Origin of the sequence: Allobosea sp. 2RAB26 (assembly GCF_052115465.1) — a bacterium.
In the GTDB taxonomy this organism is placed as follows: Bacteria; Pseudomonadota; Alphaproteobacteria; order Rhizobiales; family Beijerinckiaceae; genus Allobosea.
This window is the reverse complement of record NZ_JBFRGS010000007.1, coordinates 47533-73628: the sequence shown is the minus strand read 5'-3', so window position 1 is coordinate 73628 and position 26096 is coordinate 47533. Positions and strand designations below refer to the sequence as shown.

The following is a 26096-nucleotide window of genomic DNA, read 5'->3' as shown; positions in this document are numbered from 1 at the left end:
GCGTCCGCCCTTGCGCGGAATAGGGCGCCTCGATGACCACCGGTAACGCCGTCGCGCCACGCCGCGAGAGTGGCCGGGAACGGGCCCGGGCGAACGCCATCCCGTCACCGGCCTGGACATGTCGGCTGCGCTACCGGCTCCGCGTTGCGCTGCGCGAGCCGACGACCATCATCGGCCTCTTCGCCGCGCTTCTGTTTGCCTATCTCATCGTCGTGCCGGTTGTCTCCATTCTACGCGATGCGGTGACCGTGCAGTTCGGCGACGAGCGCCGGACCGCCGCGGAGGTCGGCAGCCTCACAACCTATTACCTCACCCGCGCCTTCACATCGCCGGTGGCGGCGAACCTGTTCTGGCAACCGCTGCGCAACACCTTGATGGTGGCCGCCGGCGCCATTGGCATCGCCGTCGTCGTCGGCACGGCGATCGCCTGGCTGATCTGCCGCACGGACATGTTCGCGCGGCAGTGGTTCGCGACGGCCCTTATCGTGCCCTATATGCTGCCGGCCTGGACCTTTGCGCTCGCCTGGACGACGCTGTTCAAGAACCGCACGGTCGGCGGACAGGCCGGCTGGATGGAGAGCCTCGGCTTCACCCCGCCGGACTGGCTCGCCTACGGCCAGGTGCCGATCACACTCATCCTGGCGCTGCACTACACGCCGTTCGTCATTCTCCTCTTCGGCTCGGCGCTGCGCCGCTTCGACAGTCAGCTTGAGGATTCGGCTCGCGTCCTCGGTGCCGGACGCGGGGCTATCGCGCTGAAGATCATCCTGCCCCTGATGCGCCCGGCGCTGATGTCGGCGGTGGTGCTGATCTTCGCCAAGTGCCTTGGCGAGTTCGGCGTCGCCTATGTGCTCGGACTGCCGGTGAAGTACGACGTTCTCGCGACCTCGCTGTACCGCTCGATCGGTTCGCGCCAGACCGGCGTGGCCGGGGTGATCGCCGGCGCCATCATGCTGATCGGCATCATCACGATCCTGATCGACGCCTATCTGGTGCGCGAGGCGCAACGCTTCGTCACAGTCGGCGGCAAGGGCGCCATGAACCGGCCGGCGCGGCTCGGCATCTGGCGCTGGCCGGCCACCGGCTTCGCCGCGGGCGTCTACGCCGCCAGCGTCGGCGTGCCACTGCTGACCCTGTTCCTGTCGACGGTCATGCGTGTACCGGCGGATTTTTCATGGTCGAACTTCACCCTCGACTATTGGATCGGCTGGAATCTGCCAACGGTCGCCATGCGCACCGGCATCCTGCTCAGCCCGGACCTGTGGCAGGCGGCGTTCAATACATTATGGATCGTCGGCCTGGCCTCGACCTGCTCGGGCCTGCTCGGCATCATCACCGGGTATGTCGTGGTGCGCACGGCGGTCCGGCCACTCGCCGCCGTCCTGCGCCAGGTGACGTTCATGCCCTATCTCGTGCCGGGCATCGCCTTCGCAGCCGCCTATCTCTCGTTGTTTGCGGTGCCGCGCGGGCCGATTCCGGCGCTCTATGGCACCTCGCTCATCCTGATCCTGGCACTCATCGCCGACCAGATGCCCTATGCCTCGCGCGCCGGCATCTCCGCCATGATGCAACTCGGCAGAGATCCGGAGGAGGCGGCCCAGGTCGTCGGCGCAGGCTGGCTCGCGCGCATGCGCCTTGTCGTCGTACCGATCCAGAAGGGTTCGCTGATGACCGGCATCCTCCTGCCCTTCATCTCCGGCATCAAGGGGCTCAGCCTGTTCGTCATGCTCGCCGTGCCCAGCACCGACGTGCTGACCACCTTCTCGATGCGCCTCGTCGATTATCACTACACGCAGGCGGCCAACGCGGTCGTCCTGATCATCGCGGCCATCGCCTATTTCGGCACTCTGGCGGCGCAGAAGCTCACCAAGACGAACCTGGCGGAAGGACTAGGCAGCTGATGCCCGCGATCATCCTGGAAAACGCCAATAAGAGCTACGGCGCCGGTTCGCCCAACGCAGTGTCGAATCTCGATCTCGAGATCGCCAATGGCGAGTTCATGTGCCTGCTCGGCCCATCCGGCTGCGGCAAGACGACGACCTTGCGGATGATCGCGGGGTTGGAGAACCTCTCCGGCGGCGAGATCCGCATCGGCGAGCGCGTCGTCGACAGCATTTCCAAGGGCCTGTTCGTCGGGCCGGAAAAGCGCGAGCTCGGCCTCGTATTCCAGAGCTACGCGCTCTGGCCGCACTTGACCATCGAGCGCAATACCGATTTTGGCCTGCGCCTGCGCAAGGTGCCGAAGGCCGAACGCGAGGCTCTCGTCACCCGCGTCATGAAGGCGCTCGACATCGAAAAATACCGGGGACGGTATCCGTCGCAGCTCTCCGGCGGCCAGCAGCAGCGCGTGGCGCTTGCCCGCATGCTTGTGGTCAATCCGGGCGTATTGCTGCTCGACGAGCCGCTGTCGAATCTCGACGCCCGACTGAGGCTGGAAATGCGCGCCGAATTGAAGCGCATCCATGCCGAGTTCGGCACCACCATCGTCTTCGTCACGCACGATCAATGGGAGGCGATGACGCTCGCAACCACAATTGCGGTGATGAACGAGGGCTCGCTGCAACAGATGGGGACGCCGAACGACATCTATGACCGGCCAGCCAACCGTTTCGTTGCCGAGTTCGTCGGCAGCCCGCCGATCAACATTTTCGAGATCGGCGCTGCCCCGCACGACGTCGTCGGGCGGCACGCGGTGACCTTTCTCACGGCCCGGCTGGGCCCCGATGCCGATATCGGCTCGCTCGGGCTCCGGCCCGAAACCATTCAGATTGCCGACTCGGCCGACGCGGTGCCTCTCGGCAACTTCGCCGACGAGGCGGTCGTGACCGGCATCCTTCCGACCGGTGGCAGTTGGATCGTCGAGCTGACTTCGGGCGGCAAGAAGACATTCGCGACCGCCAACGAGGCGCCGCGCCACAAGGTCGGCGACACGATTTGGTTCCACGTCCGACCGGCAGCGCTGCATGTGTTTTCGCGCGACGGCCAGCGTCTCCAACGTGCCGACGACGTCCTCGCGCAAACGGCTGTCCAATGAACGCCCCCAACGACAGAAAACGGGAGGGATCCATGCTTGTCATGACGAGGGCTGCACTCCGCACCGGCCTGGCGGTCGCCGCGTCGGTCGCTGCAATGGCCGCCATGGCCGAGGATTTGAAGCTGCTCGCGGAGCGTGCGAAGGCCGAGCCGCCGATGACGGTCTACGCCGTTACCGGCAAGATCGTCGATACGGCCAACGCCTTCAACAAGATCTATGGACTTGGAGTCTCCGGCAAGAAGGTCAGCGAGGCAGGCCAGGTGGAACTGCTCATTCGGGAGCATCGCGCCGGTGCCGCGCTCGCCTCCATCTCGCTTGCGGCCGACACGGCGTCGGTCGCGGCCGAGTTGCTGCCCAAGAAGGTCGTCACCTCCTACGTGCCCGACGACGCGGCGAACCTGTTGCCGAAAAATGCGCGGGATCCGCTGGTCTTCGTCACCGACCCGCATGTCTGGAGCTATAACGGCGCGGCATCGCAATCCTGCCCGGTCAAGAACGTTTGGGAACTGACCGAACCGGCATGGTCGCGTCTGGTGACCCTGATGGACCCCCTGGAGAGGCCGGCCTATGCCGACTGGTTCAACCAGTTGGAGACGCACCACGACGCCGCGATGGCGGCCGCATATGCGACGCATTTCGGCAAGCCGTTCGACAAGCGGCAGGGCTCGGCGACCGCCGCCTGGGTGAAGGCGCTGGCCGCCAACGGGCCGCTCATCGCCGATTCGACCGCTGTCGCCGCCGCCGTCGGCGCGCCCGGACAAAAGCAGCCGTTTTTCGGCATGGTGCCGGTCGCCAAGTTCCGCGACAACATCGACAAGAAGTTCAGCCTGACGATCTGCCGCGACATGCAACCCTTCGCCGGCATGCTCTATCCCAGCATGGCTGTCGTTGCGGCCGGCACGAAGAGCCCCAACACGGCGAAGCTGTTCATCAACTACCTGCTGACCGAGCCGGGGCTGGCGCCGCAACTCGTCGACGGGAAGGTGCCGACGCACCCCAAGATCGCCTTGCCCGCTGATGAGCCCTCGGGCATCGGCCGTTCCCTCGACCGGATGATGGCGTGGGATCTGGCGTCGTCCACGAGCGATCTGGAGCGGCGCCAGGATTGGCAGGACCTGTGGCGCGTCAACCTCAGGCGCTGACGGCGCCCTGCACGCGAACCCAACAAGCAAGCGGCGTGGGTGCAACAGCTCGCAAGCCGCACAAGGGAGGAACGACCATGAGCGCCTACTGGAGAGCACCGCTGCTGGCCGTTGCGTTGGCAGCCGCCGCCACTCCAACCATCGCCGTCGAGCCGTTCGACCTCAGCGGTCTGATCGCCGCGGCCAGGAAAGAGCCGCCGATCACCATCTACGACAGCACCGGCAAGATCGTCGACATGGCCAAGGCGTTCTCGGCCAAGTACGGCCTCAGCGCGACGGGGCAGAAGGTGTCGGCCAACACCCAGCTCGAAATGCTGCTGCGCGAGAGCCAGAGCCGCAACGTCAAGGGAGACGTGGCGCTGTTGACCGACACGCCGGCCGTCATCGGCCAGATGCTGCCGGCCAAGGTACTGGAAAGCTACCTGCCTGCCGATCTCGCCGGCGAGATCCCGGCCGGCTACCGCGACCCGCTCGCCATTTCCGTCAACGCCAATGTCTGGGCCTACAACACCGAAATCCACGGCGCGACCTGCCCGATTTCCAATGTCTGGCAGCTGACCGAACCAGAATGGAAGGGTCGCGTCGCCTTCATCGATCCGCTGACCAAGGGAACCTATACTGATTGGTTCAACCAATTGGCCCAGCACGGCAACGAGGCGCTCGCTGCCGCCTACAAGGCGCACTACGGCAAGGCGCTGGTCCCGCGGCAAAAGACCGCTGCCGCGGAATGGCTCGCGGCTTTGGCGAAGAACGCGCCGCTCGTGTCCGAGAATGACGACCGCATTTCCGACGCCGTTGGGGCGCCCGGGCAGAAGGCGCCGTTCATGGGGCTGCTGAGCTCCGCCAAGTTCCGCGACAACGCCGACAAGGGCTACAAGCTTGGCCTTTGCAAGACGCTTCAGCCCTGGGTCGGCTGGAGCTACACCAAGCTTGCGCTCATCGCCAAAGGCACCAAAAGCCCAAATGCCGCCAAACTCTTCGTCCGCTACATTCTGACGGAAGAGGGGCTGATGCCGCAGATGCAAGATGGCAAGCTGCCGACCAGCAAGGCGATCCCGGTCCCCAAGGACGAGCCGTCGGGTGTCGCCGTCGTGCTGGACCGCCTGTTTCCCTACGACGCCAAGACCGGCCTCGACGACTGGGACAAGCGGCAGGATTGGCAGGATTTTTGGCAGATCCACTACAAGCGCTAACACACCGCGCCCCTTGAGCCGGAAGTCCAGACAATGCTGCATACGACGATCGCCGACATTGCCCGCAAGGCCGTTCTCGCCGTTCAGGAGCCGCTCACGGCCGCGTTTCGCGCCGGCATGGTGGTCGATTTCAAGCGCGACCGGCACGACCCCGTCACCGAGCATGACCGCCGCGCCGAGGCGGTGATCCGCGATCTCGTGTTCCGGGAGGTTCCCGACTCGACCTTCGTCGGCGAGGAAGGCGGCTCGGTCGGGAGCGGCGCGGTGCACTGGTATGTCGATCCGATCGACGGTACGGCCAATTTCGCCAGCGGGATGGCGTTCTGGTGCACGTCGGTGGCAGCGGTGGTCGACGGCGAGACCGTCGCCGGGGCCATCCTCGATCCGATCGGTGGCAACCTGTTCCTCGCCGATCGGAACGGGGCCTGGCTCAACGGGCAACCGCTCGCCAGCCGTGCCGCCCCCGACGAGGCCAACGCCGTGCTGATCACCGGCTATCCGGTGCCGCGCGACTTCCGCAACGACGGCGAAGCGGTCGCGCTCGGCCGTTTCGGCGAACTGACACGCACCTTCGCGACCCTGCGACGACCGGGTAGCGCCGCACTCAGCATCGCCCATGTCGCGGCCGGCTGGGTCGACGCCGCCGCCGGTTTCGGCGTCAACGCCTGGGACGTCACCGCCGCCATCCTGATCCTCGAGAAGGCGGGCGGCCGCTACACCCCGCACGACCTCGGCAAGGTGGCGCCGACCGCGCCCGCGTTCCTCCACCCGGGCTATGTCGCTGTAGGCGCGGGGGCGAATTATCCGACGCTCGATCGCGTCGCGCGCGAGGTCTCCGAAGGGCGAAGGCGACGCGTCGCCTAGATGGCCGTGCCGTTGCGGCGGCGCGGTCACCGCAGGAGTGGACTGCGTCATTGCATCTGCACGAGCGGCTGCGAGCGAGCGATAGTGAACAGCTGTGCAAACTCATTCGATCCGGAATTGGCGAGTACCCCTTATGGCTCCGACCAGAGACGTTTCTGCCACTGAAATGCCCACGCCCCGCTATGACCGACCGCATATCTCGCGCGTCTACGAGAACCTGCCCGGCTATGGCATCGATCTCTATGTCGGCGGGCGAGAAGGCGCGTCCGATATCCCGCTGCTGAAGCGGCACGGCATCACCACCGTGCTCAACTGCGCCGTCAATCTCGACTTCAACTACGTGGCCGAGCCGGCGCCGGACGCGCTGAACGACGTCGATTTCGGGCATGCCCCGATCCGCTACTACAAGCTTGGTATCGTTGACGGACCGGGCAACCCGCAAACCATGATGCTGGCCGGCTATTTTCAGCTGAAGGGCGCACTCGACCAGATTCTGCCGGAGAAGCCGTCCTATTCCGTGCGCGAGCGCGGCAATGTGCTGGTCAGCTGCCGGGCCGGGCGGTCGCGTTCCGTCATCCTGGTGGCGCTGTTTCTGCATCTGCGTCTCCCAGCGGAGTTTCCCACCCTGGAGGACGCCATCAATTACGTTCGCGGCAAGCGCGAACTCCGTCCCGACGAGTGGCATGAGACGCCCAAGCCCATGCTGATCGCCGCCGCCGCGCGGACTGCTCGCTGGGCGCGCATGATCGAGGACGACATCGCCGCGCATCCGGAAGAGCACGGCCCTCTGCCGGAGTTGGCTGATTGAACCCAACATACCGCATCGCCGTCATCGCCGACCCGCATGTGCATGACGTCGCCTGGCGACCAACGGGGGCGGGGCTTACGGGCGCGGTGCGCAGCTGGGCCGATACAGCTGCGTCCACCCGCGTATTCAACGAGAGCCTTCCTGCCTTCCGCGCCGCGCTCAATTGCGCTGTTGCGGAAGGCGCGAGGCTTGTCATCGTTCCCGGCGATCTCACCGACGATGGTCAGCGGCACAATATCGAAGTCGCCGTCGCGCTCATCGCCGAGTACGAGCGTCGCCATGGCCTGCGCGTATTCATGACACCCGGCAATCACGATTTCTGGGCGCTGAAGGGCCGGCCGCAGCGCAAGGAGTTCGTCGGGCGCGACGGCAGCCGGGTCATCGTCGGGAGCCACGCCGCACCGGGTGGCGCCGCGATCTCGTCGCCGGAGACTGCCATGCTCGGCGCGCCCGAGGCGCTGACGCTCATGGCCGATCTCGGCTTCCAACCTCGCACCGACGACCTGCATTTTGAAACGCCGTTTGGCAGCGATGCCCGTTGGAGCTCGCGAACGGTCCGTGCCGCCAGCCCTGACGGAGCCAAGAGCTTTGATATGATCGACGCATCATATCTGATCGAGCCCGTTGCGGGGTTGTGGCTGCTCTCCATCGACGCCAACATCGTCGCGCCGCGCGACGGGGCAACTGATCTCGATGATCCCGCGCAGATGCTCGATCCCTCGGATGGCGGTTGGTCTGCAGTGTTGCGCACGCGTCCGCATCTGCTCCCCTGGATGCGCGACGTCGCCGAGCGAGCTCGGCGCGGCGGCAAGGCTCTCGTCGCATTCTCGCATTATCCGGTGCTGGACGCACTCGCCGGCGCCTCGGCATTGGAGTGCACACTTTTCCCAAGTTCCGGCCTCGCCCGGCGCGCGCCGACCATGGAGGTGGCGCGGTGCTTCACCGAGACCGGCGTGCGTCTTCACCTCTCCGGCCATCTGCACGTGAACGATACCGCCGTGTTCCGGGACGAATATGGGGGCTTCTTCAACATCGCCGTGCCATCGCCGGTCGGCTTCGCTCCGGCGATGAAGCTGCTCGATGTCACCACGGACCACGTGCGGTTACGCACCATCCGTCTCGACGACGTGCCCGGTCACGATGCCGCGTTCGATGACTATAGCCGCGAGGCGGGCGCCGCCGGCGATCCGTCACCGAAGGCTGTCAGCGCCGGCGGCCATCTTGGCTTTCTCGACCGTCATCTGTGCGCCCTCGTCGGGGCCCGTTACATGGCACGCGAATGGCCGCGAGATATGGCGGAGTTCGCACGCACCCACCGCTTCGCCGATCTGGAGAGACTGCTCTGGCCACAGGCAACGCCGGCTGCCAGCACGGGCGACATAGCCCTGACCGCCCTCGCCGAGGACTGGTACCGCTTGCGCAAGGCAGCAGACCTCGCGCTCGATCTGGTGCCTGAAGCGCGCCTTGCCGTCTATCGCCGCTGGATCGGCGAACTGCATCATGCCGAAGCCATGGGGCTGGCCGGGCGGCTCATCGCCTTCATCAGCCTGCTCGGGCGCTATCTCGACCGCATGCCGACCCTTGATGTCGCGCTGGATCTCAAGGCGCTCGTCGTCACGCCGTCTCAGGGGCGGACACTGCGCCGCCAGACCGTCTGAGCCGGCAGGTTGATGGGGCCTTCGACCAGGCAGCCGCCCTCCAGGATTGTTGCGATATGGTCGGCCATGCTGTCGAGCGGCTGGCGGAAGGTCGTCAGCTCGTAGGCAGCCCAGCCGGCCTGCGGTATATCGTCGAAGCCGATGACACAGAGATCCTCGGGGACGCGCCGGCCAAATTCCTTCCGCGCCGCATCCATGAAGCCCAATGCCAGCAGGTCGGTGACGCAGAAGACGCCATCCGGCCGCGCCGCCGAGGCGAAAAGCTGACGCGCCGTCTCAGCGCCCGTGGCGTAACCCGTCGGGCCGAAACGGCACAGCTGCACGTCGACCCCGGCCTTGGCGGCAGCAACCGAAAGACTGACTTCGCGCGCCACGATGCTGGGCGTGCCGGCGGTCGAACTGACGACAGCGATGCGCTCGCAGCCAGCGCGCCGCAGCATCATCAGCGCCTCGGCAGCGGCGCCGGAACTGTCGACGAGGATCTGCTGGGTTCCTTCGAGCAGATCGTCGCGATTGATCAGGATGACGCGCTGGCCGTTGGCGACGCAGGTCTCCACGAGCGAGGATGAAGGACTGCCCGACACGACCACGGTAGCGTCCGCGCGGTAATTGAGCGTCTGGCGTAACGCGGCCTCTGTCGCTTCCGCCTGCCCCGCCGTGTTCAAGACCATCACGACCTTGCCCATGGCTTGCAGCCGCCGCGTCACCACATCGAGCAAGGCCGACTGGTAAGGCGTGGCGATTTCGCCGATCAAAAGGCAGACGATGCCGGATTGCTGGCTGGTCAGGCCGCGAGCCAGATGGTTGACGTGATAGCCGAGGTCTGCGGCTGCCAGGAGCACCTTGGCGCGCGTCGACTCCGACACGCTGGCGCCCTCGGTGAAGGTGCGCGACACCGCCGAACGCGACACGCCGGCGCGATCGGCGACTTGCTGGGCGTTGATCGGCGGACGAATCGGCTTGTTCATAGGGAACCCTTTGGCGCGCTCCTGTGCAAATTTGCACAGGGCTCCCAAAAATGGAACCGAACGAGGTCTCCGCCAGCAGAAATTATTGTTAGATCGTAATAATTTCTGCTGAACGCAAGCATGTGCAGACGGCTAAATATCTCCGCGTTTCAAGCGCCACTTGCCGAGGCGCCAGGGCCCGGAATCGGACATCCGTTACGAGCGGTCCAGCCGTGCTCGCCGCGCGCTCATCGCGCCATGCTTTCGATCGATGCGGAGGCCTTGATGTCGCCGTTGCAAAGCAGAAAGCCGGCGGTCCCGACCGGTGTCATCCCTCTGATACGGGCTCGATCTCCAGCAGAGCGGCAACAGGCTCGGCATCAGGACGAAGACGATCCCGGAAGCGTCGAGAACGAAGGCTGCGATGAAAATCGGGCCGAGACAGGCTCCCACCCTCCAAGGAGCCGCAGGCGCACGGCCTCCATACGGTCGAGGAAAGGCCGGTAAATTTCATTCGCCCGCCACCGCATCGTGTGCGACAGCCGTCCCCCAAGATCGTGACCGATTCTCTCGCCGATGCTCGCACTCGATACCGAACTGTTCCTTGCTCTCAATGCCGGGCCGAGCCCAAGCTCTTATGTCGCTCTTTTCGCGATAGCGGTCACTCGCTTCGTGATTCTCCTGATTCCCTTCTACATCGTCGTCCTGTGGATCCGCGGCTCTCGAAGGCGGCGGCTTCTCGCCTTTGCCGTCACTCTTGCCCTGGTCATCGCAGTAACCATGAGTTTCGTGATCGGGCTCATCGCCTTTCGGCCTCGTCCTTTCATGGTCAGCCTCGGGCACAGCTTGGTCGATCACCGCTCCAGCGCCTCCTTCCCGAGCAATCACGCCCTCGCCTTCGCGGTGGTTGTGGCTGTGCTTGCCTTGGTGCGGCAATACGGGGTGGCCTGCCTTGCTGCCGCGGTTGGTGCGCTCGTAGGCTGGTCGCGCGTCTACGTCGGTGTCCACTACCCATCCGACCTCTTCGGCGCGATTATCGTGGCCATTCCAGCGGCCTTGATCTCGCTCGCGGTGACAGCGAGACACGGTGGGTCAATCATCGCAGCGGTCGAGGGCCTGCAGCGCGGATTGCAGACCCGCCTGACGCGAACCAGTCGACGCTGAAAGGGCAACATCCGCGGACATCATCGGAAACCGTGTCGGCATCTCGGTTCAGGTGACGCGCTCTGAAGCCAATTGCCTCCTTTCGGCGACACGCCCGCCTGATCCGGATAGCGTCTAGCATGAGCCTGAGAGCCACATTCCCGTTTGCGGGCCGATACTCTTGGTTTCCCGATCGTGCCGACCGAGGTGATTCATGTTCGAAGCCGTGAAAGATAAAATCGAAGCGGAGATCGTCGCGCTGGTGAGCCAGAACCAGCATCTCATCACGGACTTCGTGGGGCAGAAGGCCTCCGGTCTCATCAACGACGACGCTGCAATGACCGGTTTCGCCCTCAAGCTCTACGGCATGTTGCCGACCATGCTGAGGTCGATCGTCGGTCAGGACACCTTCACGGCCTTCGTGCTCGACAATCGCCAGCGATTGATCGCGGCAATCACTGCGGCAACGCAGGCACCCAACGAAAAGAAACCCTGATGCCCTCGCCTCAGGCCTCAGCGACTGCCCGCGTAGCCGCGGGAGCCCGCAGTGCGATTCTGTCCGCGCGCATCTCGCTACGCCTCTGTTTTCTTCCCTAAGCTCGCTGTCGCGCAGATTTGATATCAGCCGATCTGATGGGCATCCCAGGACGCCCCCATCCGACGGCACCTACGCGCTTGAGTGGTGGTGTTGGCACACCACTCAAGGGAGGCGTCCGTGGAGCAGGGCGGCACGATCGGTCCGGGTCACGGACCGCCAGGGCCGCGCCGTCACGTATCGACGGTCGCGTTCAGTGCGTTGCTCTGGATGAAGTCGCGACGGGGTTCGACGACGTCGCCCATCAGCTTGACGAAGAGATCGTCAGCCTCGTCATTCTGGTCGTTCTTGACCCTGAGCAGCGAGCGCACGTCGCGATCGAGTGTCGTCTCCCAGAGCTGCTCGGGGTTCATTTCGCCGAGGCCTTTGTAGCGCTGCAGCGAGACGCCCTTCTTGCCGATGGCGCTGACCGCGTCGAAGAGATCGCTCGGGCCATTGACGATGTGATCATCGCCCTTGCGGCTGAGCACGCCCGGCTTGGCATAGGCTTCCTGCAGCGAGACGGCTGCCGCAGCGAGCTTGCGCGCTTCGGCGCTCGCAAGCAGGCCGGCATCAAGTACCGCGACCTGCTTCACGCCGCGCACGAGGCGCGAGAAGGTGAAGCTGCCGTCCTCCACCCGGCCTTCCCAGCCGCGCTCGAGATCATCGGAGATCGCGTCCAGCCGCCGCGCGACATAGGCCGCGGCCTCGCTGGCCTGCGCATCGCTCTCGTTGGTCAACGGATGTAGCGCGCCCGCGATCGCCATCTGCTCGACGATGCGCCGATCATAGCGCGAATGGAGCTGCGACAGCGTGTTGCGTACGCCGCGCGCCTCGTCGATCAGACTGCGCAGGTCGGGACCGGCGCGCTCGATGCCGTCTCCTGTCCGGAAAACAGCACCGTCCAAGGTCGAGTCGACGAGGTATTCCTCGAGCGCGCGCTCATCCTTGAGATAGGTCTGCGACTTGCCGCGCGCCGCCTTGTAGAGCGGCGGCTGGGCGATGAAGAGATGCCCGCGCTCGATCACCTCCGGCATCTGCCGGAAGAAGAAGGTCAGCAGCAGGGTGCGGATATGGGCGCCGTCCACGTCCGCGTCGGTCATGATGATGATCTTGTGGTAGCGCAGCTTCTCGATGTTGAATTCCTCGCGGATGCCGGCTCCGAGCGCGATGATCAGCGTACCGACCTGCTCGGAGGAGAGCATCTTGTCGACGCGCGCGCGTTCGACATTGAGGATCTTGCCGCGCAGCGGCAGCACTGCCTGGTATTCACGGGCACGGCCCTGCTTGGCGGAGCCACCGGCCGAGTCACCCTCGACGATGAAGAGTTCTGATTTGGCGGGGTCGCGCTCCTGGCAATCCGCGAGCTTGCCGGGCAGCGAGGCGATGTCGAGCGCGCCCTTGCGCCGGGTCAGATCGCGTGCCTTGCGGGCCGCTTCGCGGGCCGCGGCAGCTTCCGCCACCTTGCCGACGATGGTCTTGGCTTCATTCGGGTGCTCCTCGAGCCAGGTCGAAAGCGCCTGATTGACGATGTTCTCGACGACGGGACGCACCTCGGAGGAAACCAGCTTGTCCTTGGTCTGCGAGGAGAATTTCGGGTCCGGCACCTTCACCGAAACGATCGCCGTCAGACCCTCGCGGCAATCGTCTCCTGTGAGCGAGACCTTTTCCTTCTTCATCATGCCGGAACTCTCGGCATAACCGGTGATCTGGCGAGTCAGCGCAGCACGAAAGCCGGCTAAGTGCGTGCCGCCATCCCGCTGCGGGATGTTGTTGGTGAAGCAGAGCACGTTCTCGTGGTAGCTGTCGTTCCACCACAGGGCGACATCGACGGTGATGCCATCCTTTTCGGCGCCGAGAACCACCGGCTTGTCGACGACGGGGGCCTTGGCGCGGTCGAGATAGCGCACGAAGGCCTCCACGCCGCCCTCATATCTCAGCTCCTCACGAACGACCTCGGCATGGCGTGCGTCGGTGAGGACGATGCGAACGCCCGAATTCAGGAAGGCGAGTTCGCGCAGGCGATGCTCGAGCGTCTTGTAGTCGAACTCGACCATCGTGAAGGTCTGGGTCGAGGGCAGGAAGGTGACTTCGGTGCCGCGCTTGTCGCCGGCCGGGCCGACAATGGCGAGCGGCGCGACGGCGTCGCCATGGTGGAACTCCATGAAATGCTCTTTACCGCCACGCCAGATGCGCAGCTTGAGCGAGACCGAGAGCGCGTTGACGACGGAGACACCGACGCCGTGCAGGCCACCCGAAACCTTGTAGGAATTCTGGTCGAACTTTCCGCCGGCATGGAGCTGGGTCATGATGACCTCGGCGGCGGAAATGCCCTCCTCGCTGTGGATATCGGTCGGGATGCCGCGCCCGTTATCGGTGACCGTGACCGAGCCATCGGCGTTCAGCGTGACAGTGACGAGATCGGCGTGCCCTGCCAGCGCCTCGTCGATGGCGTTGTCGACCACCTCGTAGACCATGTGGTGCAGGCCCGAGCCGTCATCGGTGTCGCCGATATACATGCCGGGGCGCTTGCGCACCGCATCCAGGCCTTTGAGAACCTTGATGGAATCGGCGCCATAGGCAGCGTCTTCAAGGTCGCGGGCAGCATCACTCATGTCGGGGTCCTTCAGCGGGCGAGGCTATGCCCGCGATCGTCTTGATTCGTATCATGAATATAGGCGGGAACGGTGGCTTTTTCACGCGCGTACGCGTACGTGCGCGCAGGGGCAGCCCCGGCGCATCGTGACGGGACTGCCCCGCTATCCCCGAAAGCCCGCGATCGCATCGGCGAAGACCGCGCCATACTGGGCGAGCTTGCGCTCGCCGACGCCCTCGATCCCGCGCATCTGATCGAGCCCGAGCGGCCGCTCGCGCGCCATGGCAATCAGCGTGCGGTCGGTGAAGATGATATAGGCCGCCACGCCTTCCTCGCGGGCAATCGTCAGCCGGAGCTGGCGCAAATGCTCGAACAGGGCAGCGGTGCCTTCATCGAGCCCATCGGCCCGCGCGCCACGGTCGGCAGGGCGACCGCGCCGTACGGGGAGGGCATCGGCCCTGAGCGCGATCGGCTCGCGTCCGAACAAGATGTCTTCGCCCTTCTCCGTCAGGCGGAAACCGCCATGTTCGGTGCTGGCTTCCGCGAGCGCGCCGGCGGCGAAGAGCTTGCGGGTCAGGGCTGCCCAGGCGGCCTTGGGCTTGTCGTTGCCGACGCCGAAGGTCTTCAGCCCGTCATGGTTCTGGCGGCGAACCGCTTCGCTCATCGTGCCGGTCAGGATATCGGCGAGATGCCCGGCGCCAAAGCGCTGTCCCGAGCGCGCCACTGCCGAGAGCAGCTTTCGGGCATCCAGCGTGGCATCCTGGAGCGTTGCCTCTCCACCACAGAGATCGCAGCGGAACTGTGCCTCCCGATGGCGGCAAGGCGGCGTCTCCTCGCCGAAATAGGCGAGCAGTGTGGAGCGCCGGCAGAGTGCCGACTCGCACAGATCGGTCATCGCGCTGAGACGCTTATGCTCGATGCGCCGGCGTTCGTCGTCGATCGCTTTCTCGTCGATCTGGCGGCGGCGCAGCGCCATGTCCTCGACGCCATAGAGGGTGAGCGTATCGGCCGGCAGTCCGTCGCGGCCGGCACGGCCGATCTCCTGATAATAGCCCTCGATCGAGCCCGGCATGTCGGCATGGACGACGAAGCGGACATCGGGCTTGTTGATGCCCATGCCGAAGGCGATGGTGGCGCAGATCACCACACCATCCTCCTGCAGGAAGAGGTCCTGGTTGCGGTTGCGCTCCTGCTGCTCCATGCCGGCATGATAGGCAAAGGCCTTGTAGCCCTGCTCGCGCAGGCCTTCGGCGAGGCGCTCGGTCCGGCCTCGCGACGAACAATAGACGATGCCGCTGCCGCCGCGATGTCGCTTCAGGAAATCGGCGATCTGGCGCCGCGGCTGGTCCTTCGGGGCGAAGGCGAGCTTCAGATTCGGCCGATCGAAGGAATGAATGACGGTGACAGGCGGCTTCGGGAACAGCTGCTGGGCGATGTCATCGCGCGTCTGCCGATCCGCAGTGGCCGTCAGTGCCGTGACCGGGACGCCCCCGAGCGCCTCGCGAACCTTGGCAAGCAGGCGGTATTCCGGGCGGAAATCATGCCCCCATTGCGAGACGCAATGCGCCTCGTCGATGGCAAGCCGGGCAACGCCGAGCCTGCGCAGCCGAGCGACCAGTCCCTCCCCCGCCAATCGCTCCGGCGAGACGAAGAGCAGACGCAGGTCGCCGGCGTTGAGCTTCGCCCAGGCGTCCGCCGCCTCGCTCTCGCTGTTCATCGAGTTGAGCGAAGCCGCCGCGACACCGGCCCGCGTCAACTGCCCGACCTGATCCCGCATCAGCGCAATCAGCGGCGAGACCACGAGCGTCAGCCCGCCCGTGACCAGTGCGGGCAGCTGATAGCACATCGACTTGCCGGAGCCGGTCGGCATCACCGCGAAGACGTCGTTTCCCGCCAGCGCGGCCGCGATGACCTCCCATTGTCCCGGGCGGAAATCGTCATAGCCGAAGACGGATTTCAGCGTCGCGCGCGCCTGTGATTCGCGAGATTGCGGCATGCCGAAGGGTTTGCCCGAGGCTGGCGGCAATGGCCAGCCCCAAGCCGCGACCATCCTGGGGGCGATGGAACTGGTTTTCAGCTCCTAGCGGCGATAGCAGCCGCCGCACCGGCCATGACGCCGCCAGTCAGGCGATTGATCCGACGCATCGCCGTCGGGCTCGCCACCAGCCGCCGAGCCCGATCCGCGGCATAGGCATAGGCGAGCATCGTCGAGCCTATGATCAGGGTCAGCAGCAACGCAACCTCGACGAAGGCGAGCATCGTCATCCGGCCGAGATCGACGACGAGAGGCAGGATCGACAGGAAGAACACCATGACCTTGGGATTGCCGAGCGTCAGCGCGATGCCGCCGAAGAACAGCCGCAAGCCCTCCCCGCGGGCACTCGGCGGCTGACGCGGCGCCTCGGCCGGGGCGGTCCAGAGTTTCCAGGCGAGATAGAGCAAATAGGCACAGCCGGCATATTTGATCGCGACGAAGAGTCCATGGAAGCTCTGCATCAGCACCGCAAGGCCAAGCGCCGTGCAGGAGAACCAGATCAGATCGCCTGCGACGATTCCCGCCGCAAAGGGAAGCGAGCGGCGAAAGCCGGTGCCGAGCGAGCGCGCAACCAGGGCAGCGACCGCAGGACCAGGCGAAGCGACCGCCAGAAAATAGACGCCGGCAAATACCAGAAGGCCTGTGAGTTCCATGGGAGCAGCCTCTTCAGAGCAGCGGCAACCCTAGCAGAATGCACCCGAGGCGTCTCATTGCGACGCGTGATCTGACGGATCAGCCCAGCTCAAGCACGTCAGCCGATGGCCTCGACCTGCCCGGATGTCACGGTGAAACACTGCGCCCCTGCCGGCAGATCGGTGAACAACGCCGGATCGGCACCCGTCATCCAGACCTGCGAGCCCAGCTCGCCGAGTTCGGCATAGAGCGCCGCGCGCCGACGCGGATCGAGATGGGCGGCGACTTCGTCGAGCAAGACCAGTGGCGGAAGCCCGCTCATGCTCCGGACCAGCCTCGCATGCGCAAGCACGAGCCCGATCAGCAGGGCCTTCTGCTCGCCGGTCGAGCCCTGCTCGGCCGGGATATCCTTGGCGGCATGGCGAACGAGGAGGTCCGACGCCTGCGGGCCGACAAGGGTGCGCCCGGCCGCGCGGTCGCGCTGGCGCCCCTGCCTCAGAATGTCGCGATAGCGATCCTCGGCATCGAGTGCCGGCAGCCCCGCCACAAGCCGGTCGATCTCGCCTTCAAGGCCGAGCGCGGCACAGGGGAAGGGAGATGCGTCGTCGCCATTGGCCGCGATGATCATCGCCAGTCGGCCAACCGTCTCGGCCCTCGCGGCAGCCACAGCCACGCCGAGTTCGGCGATCTCTCGCTCGATCGCTTCAAGCCAGGACGACTCTTGCGGAGTGTCCTCGAGGATCCGGTTGCGCGAGCGCAATGCCCGTTCTAGCGCGTTCGAGCGTGTCGCATGGCCTGGATCGACCGCAAGCACGAGCCGGTCGAGGAAGCGGCGGCGGTCGCCGGCCGCGCCACGAAACAAGCCGTCGAGATCCGGCGTCAGCCAGACCACGCGGAGATAGTCGCTGAAAGCCAGCGCCGAGCCGACCTGGACCCCGTCGATGCGGGCAAGCCTTGCACGCCTCCCGTCGCTTTCGCTGCCAAGCCCGATGCCGAGGCGCGGCCCATCCTCCGCGAGCGCAATCGATACGGCGAAGGAGCCCGGGCCCGCCTGGCGCGCCATGCCGGAAAGATCGGCGCGGCGCAGCCCCCGGCCCGGCGCGAACAGAGACACGGCTTCGAGCAGATTGGTCTTGCCGGCGCCATTCTCACCGACAAGCGCAACGATTTGGCCCCCGATCGCGAGATCGAGGGCCTCATAGGAGCGGAAATCCTGAAGGATCAGGCGCGCGACCGTGGTCAAGATGCGAGCGCGGCCTAAACCCGCATCGGCATCAGCACGTAGAGCGCAGACGCACCTTCGCGATCCTGGATCACGGTCGGCGAACCGGGATCGGCAAGCTTGAGGAGGGCCGTGTCGCCATCGAGCTGCGCAGCGATATCCATCAGGTAGCGGGCGTTGAAGCCGATATCGAGCGGGCTCGCATCATAATCGACCTCGACCTCCTCGGTCGCCGATCCGGAATCGGGATTGGTGACCGACAGGGTCAGGCGGCCATCGGCGATGGACAGCTTCACCGCGCGGCCGCGCTCGGAGGAGATCGTCGAGACACGATCGACCGAGGCAGCGAAATCGCCCTTGTCGACGGTCAGGCGCTTGTCGTTTCCGCTTGGGATCACCCGCTGGTAATCCGGGAAGGTGCCGTCGATCAGCTTGGAGGTCAGCACCACCGCCTGCGTCGCGATCCGGATCTTGGTGGCGGAGAGCTCGACCGAGACCTCGCTGTCGCCATCCTCCAGCAGCTTCTGGATCTCCGCCACGGCCTTGCGCGGCACGATCACGCCCGGCATGCCGGCAGCCCCGCTCGGAGCCGCGGTATCCACGCGGGCAAGCCTGTGCCCGTCCGTCGCGACGGCGCGCAGCAGGCTGCGGCCTTCGACTTCGATGGTGTGGAGATAGATGCCGTTCAAATAGTAGCGCGTCTCCTCGGTGGAGATCGCGAACTGGGTCTTGTCGATCAGGCGCTTGAGCTCACCCGCGGCGAGCGTGAAGCGATGCGCCATCTCGCCCGCGGTGATGTCGGGGAAATCGCCCTCGGGCAGGGTTTGCAGCATGAAACGCGAGCGGCCGGAGCGGAGCGTCAGCCCCGCTTCACCCGTCGTCTCGAGCGAGACCTGGGCGCCGTCGGGCAGCTTGCGCACGATATCGTAGAGCGTATGTGCCGGCACGGTCGTCGCGCCCGGCTCCGGGACATCGGCAGGCACAGTCTCGACGACCTCGATATCGAGATCGGTCGCCTTCAGCTTGAGGCCGGCACCGTCCGCGCTCAGCAAAAGGTTCGACAGGATCGGGATCGTGTTGCGGCGTTCCACCACGCGGTGGACATGACCCAGCGACTTCAACAGCGTAGAACGTTCGACCGTGACCTTCATCGTCTGTCTTCTGGCGTGCTAGCGCCCGAGCAGCGGCTGCGCGGGCGACGGAATGGCCCGCGACATTGCAGGACGCACGCCGGTGGCGCAAGGGCGCTCTCACAACCGGCCACAGCCAAAGCCGCGCTCGCCTTCGGGGCATAGCGCGGCAGGCAGCTCACTCCTGCAGCATCCGCTTCAGGAGATCGACCTCGTCATGCAGCAGGCGATCTTCGGCGATCGCCTTTTCGATCTTGCGCACGGCGTGCAGCACGGTGGTGTGATCGCGGCCACCGAAGCGGCGGCCGATCTCCGGCAGCGAACGCGGAGTCAGCGCCTTGGACAGATACATGGCGATCTGGCGCGGCTTCACGACTGCCGCGGTGCGGCGCTCGGAGAGGATATCGGCCCGGCTGACATTGTAGCGGGTGGCGACCAGCTTCTGGATGTCCTCGATCTTGACGCGGCGCGGCTCGCGGGTCCGGACCAGGTCACGGATCGCCGCCTCGGCTGTTTCCAGCGTCACCGCATTGCCGGACAAGGTGGCATGGGCCAGCAGCCGATTGGCGGCGCCGTCGAGATCGCGACCATTGGCGGTGATGACGCGGGCAACATAGGCGATCACGTCGGAATTGACGTGGAAGCTCGAATGCGCCGCCTGCAGCGACTCGAGCCGGCTTCCGAGAATCTTCACGCGTAGCGCCTCGTCAAGCTCGCCGACCTCGACGACAAGCCCGCCGGCCAGCCGCGAACGGATGCGCTCGTCGAGCGCTTCGAGATCATTGGCAAGCCGATCGGCCGCGACCACGATCTGCTTGCCGGCATCGATCAAGGCGTTGATCGTGTGGCCGAACTCCTGCTGGATCGAGCGCCCCTGGATGAACTGTACGTCGTCGACGATCAGCAGGTCGATGCCGCGCAGCTTTTCCTTGAAGGCGAGCGCCGTCTGCGACTTCAGGGCCGCGACGAAACCATACATGAAGCGATCCGCCGTGAAATAGGCCACGCGCTTGCCATGATTGCGCGCATCCTGAGCAATCGCCTGCAGGAGATGCGTCTTGCCGAGCCCGACCCCAGCATGAAGGTAGAGCGGATTATAGGGGGTCGATCCGGCCGGGGCCGCGGCAATTCGCTCGGCCGCTGCAAAGGCCAGCTGGTTCGACTTGCCGACGATGAAGCTCTGGAAGTTGAGGCGCCGGTCGAGCATCGTGCCGCAGGCGTCAACAAGCTCCTGCTCACAGGGCAGGGACCCGGCCTCCGCCGAGCGAACGGCCATGACGGGCTCGGGCGCCGCCGCACGCGGGGCAGCCATGGCAGCCTCGCGGACCGCGGCCGGAATGGCATCCCGGGCAGCCTGGCGCACCGAAAGCAGGATGCCATTGGCAGCAGGCAACTCGGCCAGGCAATGCGCCCGCAGGCGCTCGGCATAATGCGCCTCCAGCCAGCTCTTCAGGAAACGGGTCGGCACGGTGAGATAGGCCACGCCATCGACGAGGCCGCCGATCTCGACACGCGCAAACCAGCTGGAGAAAACATCCTCGCCGAGTTCGGCACGCAGGCGGCGGCGCACGCGGTCCCAGGCTTCAGTCAGGGAAAGCGCTGCTCCCTCCCCCTGGATGCTCGCAGTCGTGGTCGCGATCACAGACGCCGGCACAGCCTTCGCATCGGTAATCTCGTCCATGGCTTGCCGCTCGAACATTTCGTGCCCCATTTCAATATCAAGAGATGCGCCATCGGCGGCGGCTCTTGGTGGACCGCCTGCCGGAGCTGTTGTTTGGACAAAGGGAATGACGCCCACTCGACGGCATGCGCCGGCGGGTGACAGGCTCTCGATCCATTTCTGATTACGCTTAGAAGGCTCGCCGAAGGACGGAGCCGCTACTTCATCTCAACTCAAACAGACAAAGAGCCGCATCCTCTCCCCTCTGGGGCGTGAGCCAAAAACGCCGTTAATCTTTGGAAACCACCGGAGGTCATTGCTGTCCGCCCGGCGATGAAGGGACCTTACAGGGGCGCCTCGAACGGGGGCAATATCCCAGTCAGCCGGCTTCGGAGACTCAAGCCCTTTCAGAGGCCCCATGACCTATGGGCAAGGCAGGCCCAATAGGTTGGGGAACTTAACGTTTTTTTTACGGCGGAGGCTGCGCGCGGAGCGCGAATCTTTTTTTCGGGAAGCGACGGAGACGCAGGTAGAAGCTCCGGCGATTCCCGACAACAGATTCCTTTGCCCGCTAACGTCATGAAAAATATGGGATTTATTTGCGCGGCCAAAAGGCGAAAAAAGCACCTTTTGGCGCCCTGAAACCACAACCGAAGTCAACCCCATAACGCAGCGGAAAGATTACTGAATCGGCCCCGCGGATGAGATTTTTCTCGTCTGCGGCAGTCAGGCTTGCCTAACGGTCGGTTAACACAGCAAACAAAAAGCCCGACCTGACGGCCGGGCTTTTCTTAGTCCGAAACTGCTCTGCAGAACGCCGCTCAGGAAGCGAGAGCGCTGATCCGATGCGCCAGGCGCGAGACCCTGCGCGAAGCGGTGTTCTTGTGAACGACGCCCTTCTGAGCGGCGCGCATGATCTCCGGCTGAGCGGCCTTGAGCGCCTCCGCAGCGGCCCCCTTGTCGCCCGAGGCAATTGCCTCCTCGACCTTGCGCAGGAAGGTGCGCATACGGCTGCGGCGCGCCTTGTTCACCTCGGTGCGCCGCGCGATCTTGCGCGTGGCCTTCTTGGCCGACGTCGTATTGGCCATCGATCGTCCTCGTCTTCATTGCGACCGAACACCCGGCGGATTTGCCTGGCGGGTTCGGGCCGCTACCTTGATTGAAATGCATGTGCGGCGGCGGTTGCTTGCGCTAGCCGTCGCGAGACGCTGGCCTATAGTATCTTGTGCGGGCCGCGTCAACGCCGGAATGGCCGTATCACGCCAGGAACGCCAGATCAGCCCCTTCGGACCGCCACAGCCTCGATCTCGATCAGGTAGCCATGATGCAGCTCGGGCACCGGCACGACCGAGCGCGCAGGGCGGTGATCGCCGAAGGCCTCAGCGTAGATCCGGTTGAACTCGGGCCAGTTGCCCACCCCGACCAGATAGGCCGTAACCTTGACGACATCGGACGGCGCACAGCCGGCCGCCGTGAGGATCGCGAGCATGTTGACCAGCGCCTGATGCGCCTGGACGGCGAAGGGCTCGGCCGAGCTATGGCTGCCGTCAGGGCGGGGAGCGAGCTGGCCGGAGACGAAGACGAGGTCCTTATAGGCCACGGCATGCGCATAATGCCCCGCCGGGGCCGGCACCTCGGGCGAGGCGATGGTCTCGATCCTGCTCATGCCGAAGGCCCTACGAAGCGTGCGAAGGCAGCAAGATCGACATTGCCGCCGCTGATGATGACGCCGACACGCTTGCCCGTGACCGGAACCGCCCCGGTGAAGGCCGCTGCAGCCGCAAGGCAACCGGTGGGCTCGACCACGAGCTTCATGCGCTCGGCGAAGAAGCGCATCGTCTCGATCAGCGCCGCATCCGGCACCGTGACGATATCCTCGACGAGGTTCTGGATGATCGGGAAGGTGTATTGGCCGAGGAAGGCGGTCTGGGCGCCGTCGGCAATGGTCTTGGGCACGTCGATCTTGACGATCTTGCCGCTCCGCAGGGATTGCTGGCCGTCATTGCCGGCCTCCGGTTCGACGCCGAAGACGCGGAGGCCGGGGTTGAGCGCCTTGGCCGCGAGAGCCGCGCCGGAAATCAAACCGCCGCCGCCGAGGGGGACCAGCAGGATATCGAGCGGGCCAGCCTCCTCGATCAGCTCCTTGGCGGCGGTGCCCTGGCCGGCAATGACATCGGGATGGTCATAGGGCGGAATCAGGGAGAGGCCGCGGGTCTCGGCCATCTCGCGGCCGAGCGCATCGCGGTCCTGGCTGTAACGGTCGAAGAGCACGACCTCGGCGCCATAGCCACGGGTCGCCGCAACCTTCGCGGCAGGCGCATCCTGCGGCATCAGGATGACGGTCGGCACGCCGAGCAATTTGCCCGACAGGGCGATCGCCTGAGCGTGATTGCCCGAGGAGAAGGTGACGACACCAGCACGCTTCTGTTCGGCGCTCAGCGCCGAGATCGCGTTGAAGGCGCCACGGAACTTGAAGGCGCCCATGCGCTGCAGGTTCTCGGCCTTGAAGACCAGCGAGGCCTCGGTGCGGGCATTGGCCGTGCGCGAGGTCAGTGCCGGCGTCCGGTGTGCGATGCCCTGGAGGCGACCCGCCGCCGTCACGACATCCTCATAGGTCGGCAGGACGAGCCCGCCCGTGGCGGAAGGAGCGGCAGCGTTCATCTGGTATCCCTAAGCTTCGAAGAGAACCCCCATCGTGTCAGCAAGCGGGGCTGAGCCGCAAATCAAAGATCGTCGGCCCCGGCATTCGCCCCGCTCATGACTGGGTTCAGCGGTTCTTGAAATCCGGCGGCCGCTTCTCGGAGAAGGCGGCCATCCCTTCCTTCTGATCCTGCGTGGCGAAGAGCGAGGAGAACACGCGCCGCTCGAAGCGCAGCCCCTCGTTCAGGGTGACCTCGAAGGCCCGGTTGACGGATTCCTTGACCATCATCACCGAGGGCAGCGACTTCGCCGCGATCGCCTCGGCCGCCTTCAGCGCTTCCGTCATCAGGTCGGCCAGCGGAACGATACGGGCGACGAGGCCGGAGCGCTCCGCCTCGTTCACGTCCATCATGCGGCCGGTGAGGCAGAGATCCATGGCCTTGGCCTTGCCGATCGCCTTGGTCAGGCGCTGCGTGCCGCCGGCGCCGGGAATGACCCCGAGATTGATCTCCGGCTGGCCGAAGCGGGCATTGTCCGCGGCGATGATGAAATCGCACATCATGGCGAGTTCGCAGCCGCCGCCGAGCGCAAAGCCCGCGACCGCCGCGATGATCGGCTTGCGGCGCTGGCCAATGCGGTCCCACGGCTCGAACTTGTCGTCGAGATAGGTCTCGGGGAAGGTGCGGGACTGCATTTCCTTGATGTCCGCGCCGGCGGCAAAGGCCTTCTCCGAGCCGGTGATGACGATGCAGCCGATGCCGGCATCCTTCTCGAAACCATCGATCGCCGTGTTGACCTCGCCGATCAGCTGGCCGTTGAGCGCATTCAGCGCCTGCGGGCGGTTCAGCGTGATGACGCCCACCTTGCCCTTCACCTCGACGAGAATGGTCTCATAAGCCATGGCGGCCTCCCGGATGATGCTTCGCGTGCAGCATTAGCGGGGGCCGCGGGCGCGGTCCATGCGCGGCCGCGCAAAGGCGGCTTTCGAACCCTGCGGAAGCCGTGCCGCCGACACCGCTCCGCGCGATATGACGTTGGCTCAGCGCTTCGGTTGGCAGCGCTCGCAATAGAAAGTCGAGCGACCGGACTGGACGAGCCGCTTCACCAGGCCGCCGCAGCCGGGCGTGACACATGGGTCGCCCTCGCGGTCATAGACCTTGAAGCGGTGCTGGAAATAACCGAGCGAGCCGTCGGCATGGGCGAAATCGCGCAAGGTCGAGCCGCCAGCGGCCACCGCCTCCTCGAGAACCTCGCGAATAATCTGTGCGAGCGCATGGGCTGCCTCGCGGGGCCGACCGGTTGGCGTCGTGATCGTACCGGCCGCCGCTTCCGGGTGAAGCCCCGCCCGGAACAGCGCCTCGCAGACATAGATATTCCCAAGGCCTGCCACGAGCCGCTGGTCGAGCAGCGCCGCCTTCAGCGGCGCGAGCTTGCCGGCAAAGAGCTTTGCCAGGACTTCGCCGGAGAGCTCGTTGCCGAGAGGTTCGATTCCCATTCCCGCAAAATGCTTCGAGCTCTCCAGGTCGGCACGCGGCAGGAGATCCATGAAGCCGAAGCGACGGACATCGTTATAGGTGACGCGCGCTCCCGATCCGAGATGGAAGACGACATGATCGTGCTGCAGGTGCCGGCCGATCTCGTTGTAATAAGCGCCAGGTTCGGTGGGTGGCGTGCCCGGCGCCTCGACCACGAAGCGGCCGCTCATGCCGAGATGCATGATCAGCGCCTCGCCATCATCGAGATCGGCGATCAGGTACTTGGCGCGGCGCGACAGGCCCTCGACCCGCCGCCCAGTCAGGCGCTCGACGAAATGCTCAGGCAATGGAAAGCGCAGATCAGGCCGGCGCTGCTCGACCCGGGCCAGCACCTGGCCGAGCATGGCGGGCTCCAGCCCACGGCGGACGGTTTCGACCTCGGGAAGCTCGGGCATTGCACTTCGCTCTTCAGCATGCGTCGAGACGGGCCGCGACAAGGCTCGCTCGTTTCGCTATTCATCCGGCTCTAGTTACCGCCTCACCAGAACACAAGCTCCGGGCCAAGCCGTGACAGCAGCCTCCGATACCACCCATTTCGGCTTCGAGACCGTGCCGCTCGCCGAGAAACAGGCCAAGGTCGACGACGTCTTCCACAAGGTCGCCGGCCGCTACGACCTGATGAACGACCTGATGTCGGCGGGCCTGCACCGGCTCTGGAAGGATGCCCTTATCTCGACGCTGAAGCCGCCGCGCGACCGGGCTTTCCACCATCTCGACGTGGCCGGCGGCACGGGCGATGTCGCCTTCCAGGTCCTGGAAGCCGGCGGCCCGGCAACCGATGTGACGGTGCTCGACATCAATGGCGAGATGCTGAGCGTCGGGCGCGAACGCGCGCAGAAGCGCTTTCCAGGCGATGGCCGCATCCGCTTCGTACAGGGCAATGCCGAGGAGCTCGGCCTGCCGGACAACAGTTTCGACGCCTATACGATCGCCTTCGGCATTCGCAACGTGCCACGCATCGACAAGGCGCTGACGGAGGCGCATCGCGTCCTGAAGCGCGGCGGGCGCTTCCTTTGCCTCGAATTCAGCCATGTCGACGTGCCGGTGCTCGACAAGATCTACGAGACCTATTCCTTCAACCTGATCCCACCGATGGGCAGGCTCGTGACGGGAGATGCGGAGCCCTATCGCTATCTGGTCGAATCGATCCGCAAATTCCCGAAACCACAGGTTTTCGCCGACATGATCGCAGCAGCCGGCTTCCGGCGGGCGCGCTTCACGCCCATGACCGGTGGGGTCGTGGCACTGCATTCCGGCTGGAAGCTGTGACGGCCCGCCTTCC

22 protein-coding genes and 1 pseudogene are annotated in these 26096 nt (G+C 65.4%); 11 read left to right on the top strand and 12 right to left on the bottom strand.

The genetic code is table 11. The features are described 5' to 3' along the window. Window positions 1-32: 32 nt before the first annotated feature. The 8 genes and pseudogenes from AB4118_RS15525 (at window position 33) to AB4118_RS15490 (ending at window position 8699) form a co-directional block, all read left to right on the top strand. Window positions 33-1901 (top strand): ABC transporter permease, encoded by a 1869-nt coding sequence (locus AB4118_RS15525; RefSeq protein WP_441490569.1) that lies wholly within the window; start codon window positions 33-35, stop codon window positions 1899-1901. Next, on the top strand, window positions 1901-3034 hold the full coding sequence (locus AB4118_RS15520) for an ABC transporter ATP-binding protein (RefSeq protein ID WP_441490568.1): 1134 nt from the start codon (window positions 1901-1903) through the stop codon (window positions 3032-3034). Before AB4118_RS15525 ends, AB4118_RS15520 begins: the two co-directional genes overlap by 1 nt. Beyond that, entirely contained in the window at window positions 3031-4176 is a 1146-nt protein-coding gene (locus AB4118_RS15515) for an ABC transporter substrate-binding protein (RefSeq protein ID WP_441490567.1), read from the top strand. The genes AB4118_RS15520 and AB4118_RS15515 overlap by 4 nt, the downstream gene beginning before the upstream one ends. 77 nt (window positions 4177-4253) lie before the next feature. Then, window positions 4254-5369, top strand: a complete 1116-nt coding sequence (locus AB4118_RS15510; protein ID WP_441490566.1) for an ABC transporter substrate-binding protein — start codon at window positions 4254-4256, stop codon at window positions 5367-5369. Between the two features lie 33 nt (window positions 5370-5402). After that, the gene (locus tag AB4118_RS15505) at window positions 5403-6233 is read left to right on the top strand and encodes an inositol monophosphatase family protein (protein WP_441490565.1); all 831 of its coding nucleotides are present in this window, start codon (window positions 5403-5405) and stop codon (window positions 6231-6233) included. 133 nt (window positions 6234-6366) lie between these two features. Further along, window positions 6367-7041, top strand: coding sequence for a dual specificity protein phosphatase family protein (locus AB4118_RS15500; RefSeq protein ID WP_441490564.1), 675 nt, complete (start codon window positions 6367-6369; stop codon window positions 7039-7041). Continuing rightward, window positions 7038-7376, top strand: a pseudogene (locus AB4118_RS15495) (metallophosphoesterase family protein); the annotation flags it as partial. The gene AB4118_RS15500 and the pseudogene AB4118_RS15495, both read left to right, overlap by 4 nt. A gap of 102 nt (window positions 7377-7478) precedes the next feature. Next, on the top strand, window positions 7479-8699 hold the full coding sequence (locus AB4118_RS15490) for a hypothetical protein (RefSeq protein ID WP_441490820.1): 1221 nt from the start codon (window positions 7479-7481) through the stop codon (window positions 8697-8699). Here AB4118_RS15490 and AB4118_RS15485 read toward each other — a convergent pair. Further along, entirely contained in the window at window positions 8666-9667 is a 1002-nt protein-coding gene (locus tag AB4118_RS15485) for a LacI family DNA-binding transcriptional regulator (RefSeq protein WP_441490563.1), read from the bottom strand. The genes AB4118_RS15490 and AB4118_RS15485 overlap by 34 nt on opposite strands. 555 nt (window positions 9668-10222) lie before the next feature. On the opposite strand from AB4118_RS15485, the gene AB4118_RS15480 reads away from it, so the two are divergent. Together AB4118_RS15480 and AB4118_RS15475 are read left to right on the top strand one after the other, a co-directional pair. After that, a complete protein-coding gene (locus tag AB4118_RS15480) occupies window positions 10223-10810 on the top strand; it encodes a phosphatase PAP2 family protein (RefSeq protein ID WP_441490562.1) in 588 nt (195 codons plus the stop codon). A gap of 193 nt (window positions 10811-11003) precedes the next feature. Next, a complete protein-coding gene (locus tag AB4118_RS15475; RefSeq protein WP_441490561.1) occupies window positions 11004-11285 on the top strand; it encodes a hypothetical protein in 282 nt (93 codons plus the stop codon). A gap of 272 nt (window positions 11286-11557) precedes the next feature. Here the strand turns inward: AB4118_RS15475 and gyrB are convergent, their stop codons facing one another. The 11 genes from gyrB to mutM all read right to left on the bottom strand — a co-directional run bounded on the left by gyrB (window position 11558) and on the right by mutM (window position 25209). Then, the gene (gene gyrB, locus AB4118_RS15470; RefSeq protein WP_441490560.1) at window positions 11558-13978 is read right to left on the bottom strand and encodes a DNA topoisomerase (ATP-hydrolyzing) subunit B; all 2421 of its coding nucleotides are present in this window, start codon (window positions 13976-13978) and stop codon (window positions 11558-11560) included. A 144-nt stretch (window positions 13979-14122) separates the two neighbouring features. Continuing rightward, window positions 14123-15955 carry a DNA helicase RecQ gene (gene recQ / locus AB4118_RS15465; RefSeq protein ID WP_441490559.1) on the bottom strand — a complete coding sequence of 611 codons (1833 nt, stop codon included), beginning with the start codon at window positions 15953-15955 and terminating at the stop codon, window positions 14123-14125. A gap of 77 nt (window positions 15956-16032) precedes the next feature. Then, window positions 16033-16647, bottom strand: coding sequence for a LysE family translocator (locus AB4118_RS15460; RefSeq protein WP_441490558.1), 615 nt, complete (start codon window positions 16645-16647; stop codon window positions 16033-16035). Between the two features lie 98 nt (window positions 16648-16745). Then, on the bottom strand, window positions 16746-17870 hold the full coding sequence (gene recF, locus AB4118_RS15455) for a DNA replication/repair protein RecF (RefSeq protein WP_441490557.1): 1125 nt from the start codon (window positions 17868-17870) through the stop codon (window positions 16746-16748). A 14-nt stretch (window positions 17871-17884) separates the two neighbouring features. Continuing rightward, entirely contained in the window at window positions 17885-19000 is a 1116-nt protein-coding gene (gene dnaN, locus AB4118_RS15450) for a DNA polymerase III subunit beta (protein ID WP_441490556.1), read from the bottom strand. A gap of 157 nt (window positions 19001-19157) precedes the next feature. Continuing rightward, window positions 19158-20678 (bottom strand): chromosomal replication initiator protein DnaA, encoded by a 1521-nt coding sequence (gene dnaA, locus AB4118_RS15445; RefSeq protein WP_441490555.1) that lies wholly within the window; start codon window positions 20676-20678, stop codon window positions 19158-19160. 782 nt (window positions 20679-21460) lie between these two features. Then, window positions 21461-21727, bottom strand: a complete 267-nt coding sequence (gene rpsT, locus AB4118_RS15440; protein WP_069878404.1) for a 30S ribosomal protein S20 — start codon at window positions 21725-21727, stop codon at window positions 21461-21463. A gap of 188 nt (window positions 21728-21915) precedes the next feature. Beyond that, a complete protein-coding gene (locus AB4118_RS15435; RefSeq protein WP_441490554.1) occupies window positions 21916-22305 on the bottom strand; it encodes a RidA family protein in 390 nt (129 codons plus the stop codon). Further along, a complete protein-coding gene (locus AB4118_RS15430; protein ID WP_441490553.1) occupies window positions 22302-23300 on the bottom strand; it encodes a threo-3-hydroxy-L-aspartate ammonia-lyase in 999 nt (332 codons plus the stop codon). The genes AB4118_RS15435 and AB4118_RS15430 overlap by 4 nt, the downstream gene beginning before the upstream one ends. A 106-nt stretch (window positions 23301-23406) precedes the next feature. Next, complete coding sequence (locus AB4118_RS15425) at window positions 23407-24180, bottom strand: enoyl-CoA hydratase (RefSeq protein WP_069878406.1); 774 nt, start codon at window positions 24178-24180, stop codon at window positions 23407-23409. A 138-nt stretch (window positions 24181-24318) separates the two neighbouring features. After that, complete coding sequence (gene mutM / locus AB4118_RS15420) at window positions 24319-25209, bottom strand: bifunctional DNA-formamidopyrimidine glycosylase/DNA-(apurinic or apyrimidinic site) lyase (protein WP_441490552.1); 891 nt, start codon at window positions 25207-25209, stop codon at window positions 24319-24321. Window positions 25210-25321: 112 nt separating this feature from the next. Between mutM and ubiE the strand changes: the two genes are divergently transcribed. Further along, window positions 25322-26083 (top strand): bifunctional demethylmenaquinone methyltransferase/2-methoxy-6-polyprenyl-1,4-benzoquinol methylase UbiE, encoded by a 762-nt coding sequence (gene ubiE / locus AB4118_RS15415; RefSeq protein WP_441490551.1) that lies wholly within the window; start codon window positions 25322-25324, stop codon window positions 26081-26083. Window positions 26084-26096: the final 13 nt, after the last annotated feature.

Coding starts and splice junctions, on each gene's coding strand:
- AB4118_RS15525 (WP_441490569.1), top strand. CDS start 33: ATGACCACCGGTAACGCCGTCGCGCCACGCCGCGAGAGTGGCCGGGAA.
- AB4118_RS15520 (WP_441490568.1), top strand. CDS start 1,901: ATGCCCGCGATCATCCTGGAAAACGCCAATAAGAGCTACGGCGCCGGT.
- AB4118_RS15515 (WP_441490567.1), top strand. CDS start 3,031: ATGAACGCCCCCAACGACAGAAAACGGGAGGGATCCATGCTTGTCATG.
- AB4118_RS15510 (WP_441490566.1), top strand. CDS start 4,254: ATGAGCGCCTACTGGAGAGCACCGCTGCTGGCCGTTGCGTTGGCAGCC.
- AB4118_RS15505 (WP_441490565.1), top strand. CDS start 5,403: ATGCTGCATACGACGATCGCCGACATTGCCCGCAAGGCCGTTCTCGCC.
- AB4118_RS15500 (WP_441490564.1), top strand. CDS start 6,367: ATGGCTCCGACCAGAGACGTTTCTGCCACTGAAATGCCCACGCCCCGC.
- AB4118_RS15490 (WP_441490820.1), top strand. CDS start 7,479: ATGCTCGGCGCGCCCGAGGCGCTGACGCTCATGGCCGATCTCGGCTTC.
- AB4118_RS15485 (WP_441490563.1), bottom strand. CDS start 9,667: ATGAACAAGCCGATTCGTCCGCCGATCAACGCCCAGCAAGTCGCCGAT.
- AB4118_RS15480 (WP_441490562.1), top strand. CDS start 10,223: ATGCTCGCACTCGATACCGAACTGTTCCTTGCTCTCAATGCCGGGCCG.
- AB4118_RS15475 (WP_441490561.1), top strand. CDS start 11,004: ATGTTCGAAGCCGTGAAAGATAAAATCGAAGCGGAGATCGTCGCGCTG.
- gyrB (WP_441490560.1), bottom strand. CDS start 13,978: ATGAGTGATGCTGCCCGCGACCTTGAAGACGCTGCCTATGGCGCCGAT.
- recQ (WP_441490559.1), bottom strand. CDS start 15,955: ATGCCGCAATCTCGCGAATCACAGGCGCGCGCGACGCTGAAATCCGTC.
- AB4118_RS15460 (WP_441490558.1), bottom strand. CDS start 16,647: ATGGAACTCACAGGCCTTCTGGTATTTGCCGGCGTCTATTTTCTGGCG.
- dnaN (WP_441490556.1), bottom strand. CDS start 19,000: ATGAAGGTCACGGTCGAACGTTCTACGCTGTTGAAGTCGCTGGGTCAT.
- dnaA (WP_441490555.1), bottom strand. CDS start 20,678: ATGTTCGAGCGGCAAGCCATGGACGAGATTACCGATGCGAAGGCTGTG.
- rpsT (WP_069878404.1), bottom strand. CDS start 21,727: ATGGCCAATACGACGTCGGCCAAGAAGGCCACGCGCAAGATCGCGCGG.
- AB4118_RS15435 (WP_441490554.1), bottom strand. CDS start 22,305: ATGAGCAGGATCGAGACCATCGCCTCGCCCGAGGTGCCGGCCCCGGCG.
- AB4118_RS15430 (WP_441490553.1), bottom strand. CDS start 23,300: ATGAACGCTGCCGCTCCTTCCGCCACGGGCGGGCTCGTCCTGCCGACC.
- AB4118_RS15425 (WP_069878406.1), bottom strand. CDS start 24,180: ATGGCTTATGAGACCATTCTCGTCGAGGTGAAGGGCAAGGTGGGCGTC.
- mutM (WP_441490552.1), bottom strand. CDS start 25,209: ATGCCCGAGCTTCCCGAGGTCGAAACCGTCCGCCGTGGGCTGGAGCCC.